11 protein-coding genes are annotated in these 13527 nt (G+C 60.1%); 4 read left to right on the top strand and 7 right to left on the bottom strand.

Annotated features, from left to right (window positions below; all coding sequences use genetic code 11):
• Nucleotides 1-54: 54 nt before the first annotated feature.
• Both GLP43_RS16200 and GLP43_RS16195 read right to left on the bottom strand, forming a co-directional pair.
• The gene (locus GLP43_RS16200) at nt 55-1602 is read right to left on the bottom strand and encodes a class I adenylate-forming enzyme family protein (RefSeq protein WP_237280160.1); all 1548 of its coding nucleotides are present in this window, start codon (nt 1600-1602) and stop codon (nt 55-57) included.
• A 6-nt stretch (nt 1603-1608) separates the two neighbouring features.
• The gene (locus tag GLP43_RS16195; protein WP_237280159.1) at nt 1609-2781 is read right to left on the bottom strand and encodes an acetyl-CoA acetyltransferase; all 1173 of its coding nucleotides are present in this window, start codon (nt 2779-2781) and stop codon (nt 1609-1611) included.
• Nucleotides 2782-2892: 111 nt separating this feature from the next.
• Here GLP43_RS16195 and GLP43_RS16190 point away from each other — a divergent pair, with 111 nt between their 5' ends.
• The gene (locus GLP43_RS16190; protein WP_235183679.1) at nt 2893-3462 is read left to right on the top strand and encodes a PAS and helix-turn-helix domain-containing protein; all 570 of its coding nucleotides are present in this window, start codon (nt 2893-2895) and stop codon (nt 3460-3462) included.
• Nucleotides 3463-3468: 6 nt separating this feature from the next.
• Here GLP43_RS16190 and GLP43_RS16185 read toward each other — a convergent pair whose 3' ends face one another.
• The 4 genes from GLP43_RS16185 to GLP43_RS16170 form a co-directional block, all read right to left on the bottom strand.
• Nucleotides 3469-4896: a Y4yA family PLP-dependent enzyme gene (locus GLP43_RS16185; RefSeq protein ID WP_237280158.1), complete on the bottom strand. Its 1428-nt coding sequence runs from the start codon at nt 4894-4896 to the stop codon at nt 3469-3471.
• Nucleotides 4893-6443, bottom strand: a complete 1551-nt coding sequence (locus GLP43_RS16180; RefSeq protein WP_237280157.1) for an FAD/NAD(P)-binding protein — start codon at nt 6441-6443, stop codon at nt 4893-4895. Before GLP43_RS16180 ends, GLP43_RS16185 begins: the two co-directional genes overlap by 4 nt.
• The gene (gene sbnA / locus GLP43_RS16175; RefSeq protein ID WP_237280156.1) at nt 6440-7492 is read right to left on the bottom strand and encodes a 2,3-diaminopropionate biosynthesis protein SbnA; all 1053 of its coding nucleotides are present in this window, start codon (nt 7490-7492) and stop codon (nt 6440-6442) included. The genes GLP43_RS16180 and sbnA overlap by 4 nt, the downstream gene beginning before the upstream one ends.
• 304 nt (nt 7493-7796) lie before the next feature.
• Nucleotides 7797-8585, bottom strand: coding sequence for a sulfotransferase family protein (locus tag GLP43_RS16170; protein WP_237280155.1), 789 nt, complete (start codon nt 8583-8585; stop codon nt 7797-7799).
• Between the two features lie 201 nt (nt 8586-8786).
• Between GLP43_RS16170 and GLP43_RS16165 the strand changes: the two genes are divergently transcribed.
• Both GLP43_RS16165 and GLP43_RS16160 read left to right on the top strand, forming a co-directional pair.
• Entirely contained in the window at nt 8787-9125 is a 339-nt protein-coding gene (locus GLP43_RS16165) for a helix-turn-helix domain-containing protein (RefSeq protein WP_237280154.1), read from the top strand.
• A 4-nt stretch (nt 9126-9129) separates the two neighbouring features.
• Nucleotides 9130-10416 (top strand): type II toxin-antitoxin system HipA family toxin, encoded by a 1287-nt coding sequence (locus GLP43_RS16160; RefSeq protein WP_237280153.1) that lies wholly within the window; start codon nt 9130-9132, stop codon nt 10414-10416.
• A gap of 153 nt (nt 10417-10569) precedes the next feature.
• Here the strand turns inward: GLP43_RS16160 and GLP43_RS16155 are convergent, their stop codons facing one another.
• A complete protein-coding gene (locus tag GLP43_RS16155; protein WP_037941572.1) occupies nt 10570-10824 on the bottom strand; it encodes a helix-turn-helix domain-containing protein in 255 nt (84 codons plus the stop codon).
• Nucleotides 10825-11541: 717 nt separating this feature from the next.
• Between GLP43_RS16155 and GLP43_RS16150 the strand changes: the two genes are divergently transcribed.
• A complete protein-coding gene (locus GLP43_RS16150; RefSeq protein WP_237280152.1) occupies nt 11542-13527 on the top strand; it encodes an HAD family hydrolase in 1986 nt (661 codons plus the stop codon).

Here is a 13527-nt window from a genome sequence, read left to right as displayed (position 1 = left end):
TCTCTCTCCCGATCTGCGCGTCAAAGGCTGACGCGCGTTGTTCTGCACCGCGGCTTAGGCCTGATGCTCTCCCTCCAGCTCTTGCGCAATACGTTCGCGCAGGCTGGTTTTCAGGACTTTCCCGTAGCTGTTCTTGGGTAGATCCTGAACAAAGTGGTATGTCTTCGGCTTCTTGAACGACGCCATGCGGCTTTTGCACCAAGCATCAAGCTGCGGCGCGTCGCAGGGGACATCACCTGTTGCGACGACAAAGGCCACGACATCCTCGCCCCATTCCGGACTGGGCACACCGATCACCGACACTTCGGACACGTTTTCATGGGCCAGAAGGGTCTCCTCCACCTCCCGTGGATAGATGTTTGTCCCGCCTGAAATGATCACATCTTTGGACCTGTCGGTGAGGGTCAGGAAGCCATCGGCATCCATCGACCCTAAGTCGCCCGTGCGCAGCCAGCCGTCGACGACGGTATCTGCGGTGGCCTTTTCATTGCCCCAATAGCCTTTCATCAGCGCATCGCCGGAGACGACGACCTCGCCAACCGCACCCGCGGGCAGGGGGCGCATATCGCTACCAACGACCCGCACCTGCACGCCCGCCTGCGCAAACCCGACCGACCCGCGCCGCGCATCGGCGTTGGGGTGGGCCGTGTCGGCCACAAGGTCACGGGGCAGGACGGTAATGGTCATGGGGCATTCGCCCTGACCATAAATCTGGACGAAACGCGCGCCGAAAACCGCGAGCCCTTCTTCGATATCGGCGAGATACATCGGACCGCCACCATAGATGATGGTCTTGATGCCCGTACCGTCATAGCCCGTGGCACGGGCATAGGCGATCTGGCGTTTGATCATCGTCGGGGCGGCGAAAAACACCAGGTTGTCCAGGGCCTGCGCCAGCTCTGCGATCTCGGCCGGATCGAACCCGCCGGACTGCGGGATCACATGGCAGCCACCCGCGCGGATGATGGGGAAGTGATAGAGCCCCGCGCCATGCGACATAGGTGCTGCATAAAGCGAATTGTCGCGGGCGGTGGGGCTGTCCACATCCATCGCATAGGCCAGCGACATCGCGATGAGGTTTCCGTGGGTGGTCATCACCCCCTTGGGCCGCCCCGTGGTGCCCGAGGTATAGAACAGCCAGGCCACATCGTCTTTGCCCGTGTCGACGGGGGGCGTGATCGCCGCGCCAGTCTGTGCCGCAGCGATCAGCGCGGGATCGTGGATGTCGAGTTCATTGCAGGTCTCGCCAAGCTCGATGCCGCTCGCAAACACCGTGCCGGTTTGGGTCACGACAACGCGGGCCTTGGCATCGCCGATGATCCAAGCCGCTTCACGCGGGTGCAGCTTGTAATTGATTGGCACGACAATCGCACCCATCCACAAAACCGCATGCAGGATCTCCAGATACTCAGGGCAGTTCTGCATGAACAGCGCCACGCGGTCGCCTTTGCGGATTCCCAAGCTGTCCGACAGATAAGTCGCCATGCCCGCGCTACGCGCCGCGAACTGCCCGTAGGTCGCATGCAGATCCAAGCCGCAGCGGATCGCCGGCGCATCGGGAGACACCCGTGCGGCCTGAAGCAGCCATTCAGAAATATTCATATGTAATCAGACCTTGCGCGCTTCGAGCACCGAAACATAGTTGGCCACGGCAGAGCCGCCCATGTTGAACAGCAGCCCCAGTTCGGCACCGGGGACTTGCAGATCGCCGGCTTGGTTGGTCAGCTGACGGAAGGCCAGCGCATGCATGGAAACGCCTGTCGCGCCGACGGGATGACCCTTGGCTTTCAGCCCGCCCGACAGGTTTACCGGCAGCGCGCCGCCGCGATAGACGGTGCCATCCTCCAACGCGCGCGCGCCCTGACCTTTGGGGGCCAGCCCCATCGCTTCGTAGGTCAGCAGTTCCGCGATGGTAAAGCAGTCGTGGACTTCGGCAAAATCGATATCGTCGAGTTTGACATTAGCCGCTTTGAACGCCTGCGCGAAGGCGCGTTCTGGGCCTTCGAATGCAAGGAAATCTCGGCGTGACATGGGCAGAAAATCATTCACATGCTCCGCCGCACGCAAGGCCACGGATTTCGGGAAATTCGCCGCGTTTTCGTCAGTGGTGAGGATCAGGGCCGCGGCGCCATCGGTCACGAGTGAACAATCGGTCAACCGGAGCGGCGGCGCGATCTCGGGGTTCATCTCAGACACGGTGCTGCAATGTTCGAAGGTGAACTCTTTATGCATATGCGCCAGCGGGTTGGACATGGCGTTGGCGTGGTTCTTCACCGCGATCTTCGCCATCGCGTCCAGCGGGCTGCCATAGCGCGCATCATAGTCGCGCGCGGCCACGCCAAAGACTTGCGGAAAGCTCAGCGACGCCTCCGCCGGATCATTCTGGTATCCCGCGCCGGCCAGCGCCTGCGTGACCTCTTTGGTACTGCGGCTGGTCATCTTTTCCGCGCCGACGACAAGCACTGTGCGTGCTTGGCTCGCGCGGATCATGTTCATCCCCGCATGGATTGCGGCCGAGCCCGAAGCACAGGCGTTTTCGGCCCGCATCCCGGGTTTGAACCGCAGCTGCGGATAGGCCTGATGGATCAGAGAGGACGCGAAACCGTCCGTCACCATGCCGGAGTTGAAATGCCCCAGAAAAACAGCGTCGATATCATTGGGGTCAATGCCGGATTCTTCGACCGCTTCGCGCGTTGCGGCGACGATCAGCTCTTCAAGGTTTTCTTGCAGACGGCCAAATTGCGTGTGGCCGCTCCCGACGATGGAAACTCCGGTGGTCATAATATCCTCCCTGATATGAGGATCATTTTACGGATGTCAGACCCGCAATCTATTGGTAGAAACACGTAATATGATACGTATCACTACGTAGTGGACTAAGTAGAAATGCAGATGATCGATACCTCTACCACGCAAAAAGCCTCCAGCCTCGGGTTTCAGGAATCACCCGTAGCGCAGATCATTGTGCGCTATCGCCGCATCATCGAGGCCAATAAGGCGGTGGAGCGTTTGTTCGGCTATACAAGGGCCGATCTGATCAACCGGTCGGTGCAGCGGCTTTACCCCTCGACAGCCGATTTCAACCAGATCGGGGAGCGTTGCGAAGCACGTATGCGCGAGACGGGCGATACGCATTATGAAGACGAACGCTTTATGCAGGCGTCGGACAAGACGATCTTCTGGGTGCAGGCCAAGGGGGCGACCCTATCCCCGCAGGATCCGTTTTCACTGATGATCTGGTCGTTCGAGAAGATCGCGGACAAGAGCTATCGTTCTGTCGACCTCAGCCCGCGGGAACGCGAGGTGGCGCATCATCTGGTTAACGGTCGCACTTCGCGCGAGATTGGCGAGGCGCTCAATATCTCGCACCGGACGGTCGAGGTGCATCGCGCGCGGCTGATGCGGAAGTTCAACGTCAAGAATACCGCCGCATTGGTGTCAGAGATTGTCCACGCCTTCTAAGGCCGACTACCCCGCGTCGATGTCATCCAGCACGACGGCTCCCGCATTCCCTTCCGTCACAAACACGTTCCGCGCCAGTGGGAACTGGTGCGAGCGGCTTTCGAGGAAATGCATCAGGTAGCCGGCGGTGTTGGGGAAAACCATGAGGTCGCCTGCTTTGACGCCTTGGGGGAAGGACATCTTGCGCCGTGTCAGCCATTCGCTTTCGGTGCAATAGGTACCGGCGAGGTAGCCTTCGATCGCCTCTTTGGGCGGACCGGGGGCGGGGACCATCAGCGGGTCGAGCGCGAATTCGGCGAAGCCGGAACGGGATTGGGTGCGGTTCATCTGCACGCCGATCACGGGGGTGCCGGCGCTGTCGCGCTTGCAAAAGGCGACACGGGCGAGCGTCATGCCGCACCCATCCAGCAGCGACCGACCGGGCTCACAACGCAGGGAGATATGCGCATCTCTCAGATGTGCTGCCACGGTTTGACCGTCCGCCATGTGGTCGAGAATGCGGCGCATCCAGTCTTCTTGCACCAGCGTTTGGGCAACGGGGTAGCTGTCGACGTTACCCTCACCCCCCGCTTTGCGCCCCAGCCCGTCGTTATGCTGGGTGATGGGGTCGCGGTCACCGGACAGGGCGAGGTCAAGCTCGGCCAGCCAAGTCTCCCACTCCGCCGCATCGTCGAGGTAGTTCATCGGGATGCCGCCGCCGATATCAAGGAAGAAGGGCGCGGTGCTGTCGCCTTTGATCTTGTTTATCAGGGGGAGCGTTTGCAGGATCGCGGCGATGCGATCCTCGGCGCTATAGCCGTTGAGGTGGAAGTGCAGCCCGTCGAGGCGGAGCGTTTCCGACGCGGCAATGCGCGCGGCGAGGGTAGGGACCTGCGTCAGCGGAAAGCCGAAACGCGAATAAAGCTTAGTACCGTCACGCTCAAACCCGTTGAGGCGCAGGCCGACAGAGACAGGCTTGGTCGCGCCTTCGGCGACTTCCTCCAGCAGTTCCAACTCATCCTCATTATCAAGGATCACAGTCACGCCGCCACCCACACAAAGGGTCATCAGCGCGCGATCCTTAACGGCCGCGGTGCAGACGATGCGGTCACCCGGCAGACCTTGTTCGAGGCATTGTTCTACCTCCGCATGACTGGCCGTATCGATGCCGATGCCCATATCCCGCGCGGCCTGCACGTAGCTGAGGCATTTATTTGCCTTGCGCGCAAACATGGGCAGGAAGGGCAGGCCATAGTCGGTCACGCAGTCGGTCAGCTGCGCGATATTGCGGCGGAAGGGATCGACCGACTGGATATTGAGCGGGGCGCCAAAGCGGTCGGTCAGCGCGTCAAGGCGGGGGCGGTCTTGCAGCAGCTCTGCCATCCAGTTTTCCAGCCGAGGGCGCAAAGGCACGACGCCGTGGCAAGGGCCGAAGATCGATTGGGGGATGGTCATAGGGAATGCTCCAGCGCGTTGGATTGACGGGCGCATTGCACGACGGCGGCGGCCCAGTTTTCGGGAAGATCATGGAGGGAGCGTGACAGCGTATCATTGCCAAGCACGCAGCCTTCGGTGGCGCGGCCGATGACGGAGAGGCCCTTGGCGGTGCCGTCGCGTGTCAGGGCGTGGGCGTTTTTATCGACCCTAACACCGCCCATTGTGCCGATACTGACGTGCCCGTCGCGCAGGAGAGCGCCCAGCGGGGTACCAAGCTCGGCCCCCCCCGCAGGCGGGATCGTGGCGTTGATCGTGACATCTGCCGCGGCCTCGCCCGACATATTATCAAAGCTGACGATACCCGCCTGTTCCAGCGTGATCAGCTTGCCGATGTTCTGCGCGGGTGGGCCGAAGGCCAGCCGCTCCATCTCTGCCGCGATCTGGCGGAAGTGGTGGGCGTCGTCGGGGGTTAACTCGCGGTGGCTGATCCAGTTGATCAGCTGCGGATAGCAGCGGCGCCAGACCTCGGCCAGGGCCCAAGCGCTGTCTTGAGCGCGTCGCCCCATGGCGATGTCATAGCCGATGCGCAGGTCTTGGCGGATCTCGTCGGGGGTGAAGGTTGTTTCGGTCCGGTGGGTGAAGAACTCGGCGCTGGTGCCGGAGGGGTTGCCCAGAACCTGATCGGCGCATGACAAAAACGCGGGCCAGATGTGATGGGTTAAGGTGGCGTTAGGGGTGCGCAGGATGTGCGAAAGATCGGCACGTCGTTCGTCCCAAAAGGCGTCGTCCTTCGGCTGCGTGAACAGTGCCGTCTCTACCTTGGCGCGCATCGGGCGACCGCTGCGGCTGAAGGGGGCGATGCGACGCTGCTCCTGTCCTGAGGGGGTATAGTTATACCCGGTGGCGGAGAGGGTGAAGACCCCGCCGCGCCCCTCGGTCAGTGCGAGCATCGTGTCGATAAAGGTGAGCGCGAAGCCCTTGCAGCGCACGGTAGAGTTGGGCGGCACGGCGGTCTGGGTCAGACGCTGACCAATGGGGAAGGGGGAGGGGATGTGGTCGCGTGTGTCGGCCTTGCCCTGACGAAACCCATCTTGGTGACCGGTTGTGATCAGGATGTGATCAACGGTGACGTTTTGGGGAGAGATATTCCATCGATCCCCGCTGCGGTTCACCGCGTCGACGCCCGTTTTATACCGGATTAGTCTCACATTCGACGGGGCTTGCGCGACGACACGCTCAAAGCTCCAGAAGAGATACCGCCCCACATGCGCACGGGGCACGTAGTCGCCAGCATCGACGGGCTTTGGGCTCCGCGCAGCCCATTCCAAAAACGACGGCCCGCGCCCACCGGTCCAGGCGTTAATCAGACCAGCAGGGAAGTTCATCAGCAGCACATCCGGCTGACCCGGATCGTAGATCGGCCCCGCCCCGGGGTGCGCCGAGGGTTCGAAAATATGGACGGTAAACCGGTGCCGCGGACTGCGCCGCGCCGCCTCGCACAGGCTATCAAGCGCGTAGAGCCCCTTGGGGCCGCAGCCGACAATGGCAATTTCTGTGTCGCTCATGAATCCGCGGAGGCCAATCCTGCCAACGCGGTCACATCCGCCTCGCAAATCCCCAGTTCCCGCTCCACCCATTCGGGGTCAAAGACGGTGCCCAAGTAGCGCGAGCCGGAATCGTGGATAATCGCGGCGACGGTCAGGCCGGCAAGCGCGTCCTGCATACCCCGTACTGCCTCAAGCACACCACCGCCGGAGCCGCCGACCAGCAGCCCTTCGCGCGCAACGGCGCGACGGCAGCCGGCGACGCAGGCCACATCGGAAACGCGGACGAGATCATCAAACTCCTGCCCCTTGGCCAGCTCGGGGATACGACCCGCGCCCATGCCAGAGATTTTGCGCGGGCCCGCTGTGCCGTTGAACAGCGTGCTGCCCATGGCATCCACCGCGACCACCTTCGTCTTACGCCCCATCCGGCGCAGATAATCGCGACACCCGCGCGCCGTGCCGGTGCTGGAACAGGCGACGAATAGCACATCGATCTGCCCGCCAAGCGCTGCGTCGATCTCGGCGATGGTGCCGAGTTCGTGGGACTCTGGGTTGTCGAGGTTCGCATATTGGTTCGGCCAGAAGCGGCGGGAGTCTTCTTCTAAAAGCTTGGCGACACGATCCAGTCGCGCGGCGAGGAAATCACCGTCAGGCGCGTGATCGACCAGTTCAATCTGGCCCCCCAAGGCGCGGATGATCGCCACGTTCTGGGACTGCGCATTAGGGTCGACGACGCAGATGAATTGCAGCCCATGCACTGCGCACGCCTGTGCCAGACCGATGCCCATATTGCCGGAGGAGGATTCAACCACCGTATCGCCAGCCTTGAGCCGACCGTCCGCCAAAGCGCGTTCGATCATGTGTCGGGCGGGCCGGTCCTTGGCGCTGCCACCGGGGTTCAGCGCCTCGACCTTGGCGACCAGATTGACATCCTCGCGGTCGAGGTAGCGAGGCAAGCGCACCATCGGCGTCTGCCCAATAAGGTCGAGCACATTGTCCGCGATCCGCGTCGCCGCAAAAGGGGTTGCCGTGTGGGAGTGGGTCTTTACCTGAGTACGAATATTCATCTGCGCAGCCTTTCGGGAAGCCAAGTCTCACCGGCGGCGCAGGACCGCGCCGTCGCGGATCGTGTTGCGTCTCTTTCACTTCGCGTGCTGTTGAACCCTCGAAGGGAGGGGCGCGGCGTTGTGAGGAAGAGAACGATGGTCGAAAATTGCTATTTGAGATTGAACCTCGTGGTCGGGATAAAGTTCCGTCTTGTGTGCAATTGAGGTGAGATTGGGAGGCGGGAGGCGATGTGTAATGGGGGCGTGGGTCCACAGTATGTGTCTCTAGCCTGCGGTTTAGTGGCTTACTTGTATCAAGCCGCAGTCAGGTCGACGGTGCCCCACCCACCGCCGCTTCAACATTCTCAGCAATGCGCCGCAGAGGGTGGCGGGTCACGCCAGCCCAAGGCTGAGCCTGCAATCCCACACCATATCCCCACGCCGCCGCACGCTCCGCTTGAGCGGGAGAGGGCGTGGTCGTCCCCGCATAATCCTGATTGCCATCGCGGATGTCGGACGGCGCGGGTGTCGTGTCCACATCTAAAAACGCCGCCAACCGCGCCAATGTAGCGGTAGGGTCGGCGACAAGATCTTCATAGCGGATGGTGATCACCGCATGCAGGTAATCGATGTCGCGCCTTACGATGTCGTAGGCGTCCAGCCAGTGGTTCATCATCGCAGCGGGGTTCATGTCGATCCATTTGGAGGTGGCGGCAGCAACCGCCTCTGGGTGGCGGGTCACGACGACGAATTGCGACAGGGGGAAGAGTTGCTGATACAGGCGCATCCGTGTCAGGTTTACGGGCGACTTCTCGACCCGCCACGGGGCTTCTTTAAAATACGGTGCCCAGTCCCGCTCCAACCGCATTTGCGTCTCTAACCTGTCGAAATGCGATCCTTCTATATGGTGCTGCGCGGGATCGGTAGCGAAATGCATGGGCATGCCATGCCGCGCGGTATGAGGAATGGCCCCTTGCAGATAGACGCCTTCATTCTCCGGCACGGGGGCGGCGTTGATCGCACTGACACCGGGCAAACCACCGATCAGCCGCGCCACGAGGCTGGTGCCGGAGCGGTGCAAACCGCCAACGAAAATATAGCGATGTGTTGTCATGGAGCCCCTCTTTCTTGCGAAAGTCAGGTAGGCTGTGGGGGAGTGTCGGCAAGGTACGCTGTAGCAGCAGGGACAACGGTGAAGTCGAAGATGGGTCGGAGCGCAATGATAGAATTTGGTGGAAATTTGAAGTAGTATAACGTATAAGTATCATTACGTCGCATTATGTAATATGTATATTACAAAGTACTCTAAATACCGATGGCCAAACCAACACGCCCCTATTCGCCAACCGCCCGAAAGGCTGCAGAGCTTTTGGGGCTAATGATCCGCGCCGCGCGGTTGGAGCGGAACATGACCGCGCAGGAGCTGGCGGAACGGGCAGGGGTCTCTCGCCCGCTACTGTCACGTGTGGAAAAGGGGGACATGGCCGTATCCCTTGGTGCTGTCTTCGAAATCGCCGCCATCCTTGGCGTTCCGCTATTTGAGGAAGATGACGAACGGCTGACCACGCGGCTCGGCACCGAGCGGCGCGCAAACGCTCTGTTGCGTCAGCGTGCCTTCCAGGCGAGCCGCGGGAAGATAGACAATGACTTCTGAGCTGTTGAAACCGACCAAGACCCTCTATGTCTGGATATTTCTGCCAGGTGCAACCGACCCTGTGGTCGCTGGCCGCGTCGATCTTGTGGGTCAGCTGCATCAGTTCACCTACGGTAAAAGCTATCTGCGCAATCCTGATGCGATTCCGATTTTCCTGCCAGAACTGCCCTTGGTCGAGCAGATCCACGTGCCCGCCGCCCCGCTGCAGATCGCAGGTTCCCTGCGCGACGGGGCCCCTGATTTTTGGGGACGCCGGGTCATTATCAACCGGTTGACCGGTGCGAAGGGCATCGCCATGGACCTCGATGCGCTCGATGAGATGAACTATATGCTGCAATCCGGCTCCGACCGGATTGGCGCGCTGGACTTTCAAACATCCGCGACAGACTACGTGCCGCGACTGGCGGGGGAGGTTGCGCTCTCGACCCTTATAGAGGCTGCGGATCTTGTGGAACGTGGCGTGTCCTTGCCGCTGGAGCTGGACGAAGCCTTGCGCCACGGGACGTCTATCGGCGGGGCACGGCCCAAGGCGCAGGTCACCGATGGCAATCGCAAGATGATTGCGAAATTCAGCGCCTCCAACGACCAGCATTCGGTGGTAAAGGGTGAATATATCGCAATGAAGATTGCGCAGGCCTGCGGTATGAACGTCGCCCCGGTCGAGCTTCGCCAGGTCATGGGCAAGGATGTGCTGCTGATTGAGCGGTTCGACCGGATCAATACCGGGCAGGGCTGGACACGGCGCGCGATGGTATCTGCGTTGACCATTCTTGGGCTCAGCGAGCTTCAGGGGCGCTACGCAAGCTACGAGGATCTTGCCACACATCTGCGCAGAGCGAGCGTCACGCCAAGCGCGGATCTGCAAGAGTTATTCGCGCGTATGTGCTTCAACATTCTCGTGGGTAATACCGATGACCACGCCCGCAACCATGCTGGGTTCTGGACGGGAGAACAGCTTCAGTTGACGCCGGCCTACGACATCGACCCGCGTCCGCGGGCGTCATATGAGGCCAATCAGGCCATGGCAGTACGGGGGACAGATCACCTCGCGAACCTTTCTTTGGCACTGGATGCGGCCGGTAGTTTTGGGTTGGATCAGGGGCGAGCAGAAAGGGTCATCCTCAGTCAGGTCGAGGCGATCCGCGATCTGTTTGATGAGATAGCCCGAGACGTGGATTTGACGCCTGCAGATCATAGTGCGTTACGCGAGCGGGCGTTCTTGCGTGAGTTCGCATTTGATGGATTGTCCGGTAAGTTAGCCGCCCTAGCTGGTCATTTTCGTTCGCATTAAGCCGCAACATTTTATCAATTAACAAAAGCGCTTATAGTCTGTGGGGCTTCTTCTGAGGTCCGACATTGTCATGACTTTACCCTATTTGAACTATTCAAATAGGGTAAAGTCATATTTACCGCTGGGTGTCCTCAGATGTCAGAGCTGAGTGGGCTAAATATCCGCCTGCGAAATCTGCGTTTCTGCTTCTAGAATGAGCTGGCTAAGGGGCATGCCAAAGACATCGCTCATACGCCGTAGTGTATCCAGCGTTGGCTGATGCTTCCCTCTTTCGAGCAAGGATACATAGCGCATACTTCTCCCGGCCCTATGGGCCAGCTCCTCTTGGGAAATATTCAACGCTCGGCGATGCTTTCTTAGAACCGAGGCCAGTGCGGTCAACAAAGGGTCAATATGTGGAGTATCCATCGCTGGACATAGGGAGTAAATCTTTGGTTGCGGCTATGAAGTAAACTGTGAATAATCCATTTGTGATATATAATTTTGGTACCCACATTTTGGAGAAATCTGTAGCGATGAGTAGACTTGTATGTACTGAAGAGCAGTTGAGTTCGTTGATGGCAAAAGTAGCGAAGCTGGTTATTGAGGAGCTTGAAGGCTCCCAAGACCATGATGCGCCAGGCGAATTTGATCGTCCATCTAGGCCAGAGGTAGACCGAGATCGATTTATACGAGGCAGTTACATTTAAGAGTCCTGCCCGAGGACGCGGAATGGTTTCAGAAAACATGCGAAGAAATGGGTCTTCAGCAAGGTGCATTTATGTCGCGCATCCGAAAAGCCTATTACCGAGAGTCTATGGACAGATGTGACTATTAACGGTGACGTTTGAGTAGCATACAGCCGTGTGGGGTTACTCAAGTAACTTATTGAACCGATAGGCTGCGGCAAAATTTTGCTTTTGACAAGATTATGCATAGCACGCGAAGGGCCGAGCGTATAATCGCTCTCGATCTGCTTCTAAACAAATCTCAATCCCGACGGGAACCATAAGGTAACTTTACTGTTATCTTTGCGAGGCTCGCGTTTTTGCAGCTCTGAATACATCATAATTTTTGGAGGCTGATATGCGCATCATGCATATTTCGCTGGGCGGATGTCTATCTGCTCCGCCCGTTAAGTACGGCATGACGGAAGATACCGGTGGGCATATCGCCTATGTTCTTGGCGCTGCGATGGCGCAGGCAAAACTCCCTGAGGTTGAAGAGGTCACGATTGTAACGCGGCTGTTTGATGCGCCGGAGTTAGGGATTGTTTTTGCGCAGGCCGAGGAAGAGATTGCGCCTAAGTGTCGAGTGGTGCGTCTGGCGTCGGATCGGGCTGAGTATTTGGAAAAGGGTGATTTGGTGGGGGAGCTACCTTCGCTGCGAAACGCCTTGTTAGAGACGCTTGAAGCCATGGGTGCGGCGCGGCCGGATGTGAACCATGCGCATTTCTCGGATGCGGCGGAGCTGGCGCTGGCGGCGCGGGAGAGGTTCGGGATTCCGGTGCTTTATACCGCGCATTCGCTGGGGGCAGAGAAGTTGGGGCCGGGCGAGGTTCCTTCGGCTGAGTTGGAGGCACGGATCGCGCGGGAGACCGAGGCATTGGCGGAGGCGGATGCGATTGTCGCCTCGTCGCGGGATGAGGTGGAGCGGCAGATCTCGAAGTTGGTGCCAGCTGCAGAAGGGCGTGCGCATCGGATTGGACCGGGGGTTTGCGTAGAGACGCAGGGCGATGCGGCGCGGGCGCGGCAGATGCTGGGCGGGTTTCTGCGAGATGTGAGCAAACCTATCATTCTTGCCATTGCGCGGCCCATTCGGAAGAAGAACTTGCGGCGATTGGTCGATGCCTATGCGTCTGATCGCACGCTGCAAGATCGCGCGAACCTTGTGATTATTGCGGGGTTGCGGGACGGCTTGGGGCAGGGGTGCAGCGAGCGTGATGCGGTGATTGGGGATCTGTTTGACGGGGTCGACCGCCAGGATCTTTGGGGCAAGGTGGCGCTGCCGCGACAACACTCCGCCCAGGATATTAGCGACCTCTATGCGCTGGCGGCCGAGGGCGGTGTGTTCTGCAATCCGGCGTTTCACGAACCCTTTGGGCTGACCCTGATAGAGGCCGCGCAGGCGGGTGTGCCTTTGGTGGCGACGCAATCGGGCGGGCCATCGGATATTCTGCCGGAGCTTGGTTTCGGTGCTTTGATTGATCCTTACGATACAGCGAGCCTGACACGCGGGTTGCGGGAGGTGCTGATGGCACCGGAGCGGGAACTGGCCGCGCGGCGGGCGCAGCGTATTGCGCGGCAGACCTATGATTGGAACGCTTGGGCGATGCGGACGCAAGAGGTGATGGAAGGGGTGGTCCGCGGGCGGCAGGGTCAAACCGTCGCTGTTCAACAGCATGAGCATCTGCTCGCCTGCGACATCGACAACACGCTGACCGGCTGTCGCAATGGTGCGCGGGCTTTTGCCCAGTGGCTCGGGCGAGAGGGGGAGCGTTATGCTTTCACCGCCGCCACCGGACGCTCCATCGCGGAAGCGCAGCGGGTGCTGGCGGAATGGGATCTGCCCACGCCAGATACGATCATCAGCTCAACGGGCACCGAGATTTGGCGCCGTTCAGGCAACGGTTTTACCCTATGTGAGGATTACGCAGCGCTGATTTCGCAGGAGTGGGATGCGTCGGCGGTGCGTGCGGCGTTGGAAGACACAAATGTGCGTTTCCAGCCGGTCTATGACCAGCGCCGGTGGAAGGTCAGCCTGTTCGGTGCCATTAGCGATGTGCCCACGATCGAGGCGCGGTTGCATCAGGCGGGGATTTTGGCCCGCATCATTCCATCCCATGAGAAATTCATCGACATCATCCCCGTGCAGGCCGGCAAGGCCGCCGCGATCGGGTTCGAGGCGGCGCGGCGTGGCATGTCGGACGATCGCGTGATCGTGGCGGGGGATAGCGGCAATGATCTGGATATGCTCTCGCGTTTCGAGAACGCCGTGCTGCCTGCAAATGCGCTGGCGGAGCTGGATGGTCTGGCCTCTGTCTATCGCTCTTCTCTGAAGCACGCAGCGGGGGTCTTGGATGGGGTGCAATATTACCGCACACCGCAGCCGATGCTGATGGCGGGCGAATAA

This window comes from Sulfitobacter sp. M39, from assembly GCF_021735935.1.
Classification (GTDB): domain Bacteria; phylum Pseudomonadota; class Alphaproteobacteria; order Rhodobacterales; family Rhodobacteraceae; genus Sulfitobacter.
The sequence above is the reverse complement of the archived record's forward strand: the minus strand, read 5'-3'. Positions and strand labels throughout refer to the sequence as shown.

Excerpts from the sequence above, each read along its gene's own strand:
- GLP43_RS16200 (WP_237280160.1), bottom strand. The coding sequence starts at position 1,602 with ATGAATATTTCTGAATGGCTGCTTCAGGCCGCACGGGTGTCTCCCGAT.
- GLP43_RS16195 (WP_237280159.1), bottom strand. The coding sequence starts at position 2,781 with ATGACCACCGGAGTTTCCATCGTCGGGAGCGGCCACACGCAATTTGGC.
- GLP43_RS16190 (WP_235183679.1), top strand. The coding sequence starts at position 2,893 with ATGATCGATACCTCTACCACGCAAAAAGCCTCCAGCCTCGGGTTTCAG.
- GLP43_RS16185 (WP_237280158.1), bottom strand. The coding sequence starts at position 4,896 with ATGACCATCCCCCAATCGATCTTCGGCCCTTGCCACGGCGTCGTGCCT.
- GLP43_RS16180 (WP_237280157.1), bottom strand. The coding sequence starts at position 6,443 with ATGAGCGACACAGAAATTGCCATTGTCGGCTGCGGCCCCAAGGGGCTC.
- sbnA (WP_237280156.1), bottom strand. The coding sequence starts at position 7,492 with ATGAATATTCGTACTCAGGTAAAGACCCACTCCCACACGGCAACCCCT.
- GLP43_RS16170 (WP_237280155.1), bottom strand. The coding sequence starts at position 8,585 with ATGACAACACATCGCTATATTTTCGTTGGCGGTTTGCACCGCTCCGGC.
- GLP43_RS16165 (WP_237280154.1), top strand. The coding sequence starts at position 8,787 with ATGGCCAAACCAACACGCCCCTATTCGCCAACCGCCCGAAAGGCTGCA.
- GLP43_RS16155 (WP_037941572.1), bottom strand. The coding sequence starts at position 10,824 with ATGGATACTCCACATATTGACCCTTTGTTGACCGCACTGGCCTCGGTT.
- GLP43_RS16150 (WP_237280152.1), top strand. The coding sequence starts at position 11,542 with ATGACGGAAGATACCGGTGGGCATATCGCCTATGTTCTTGGCGCTGCG.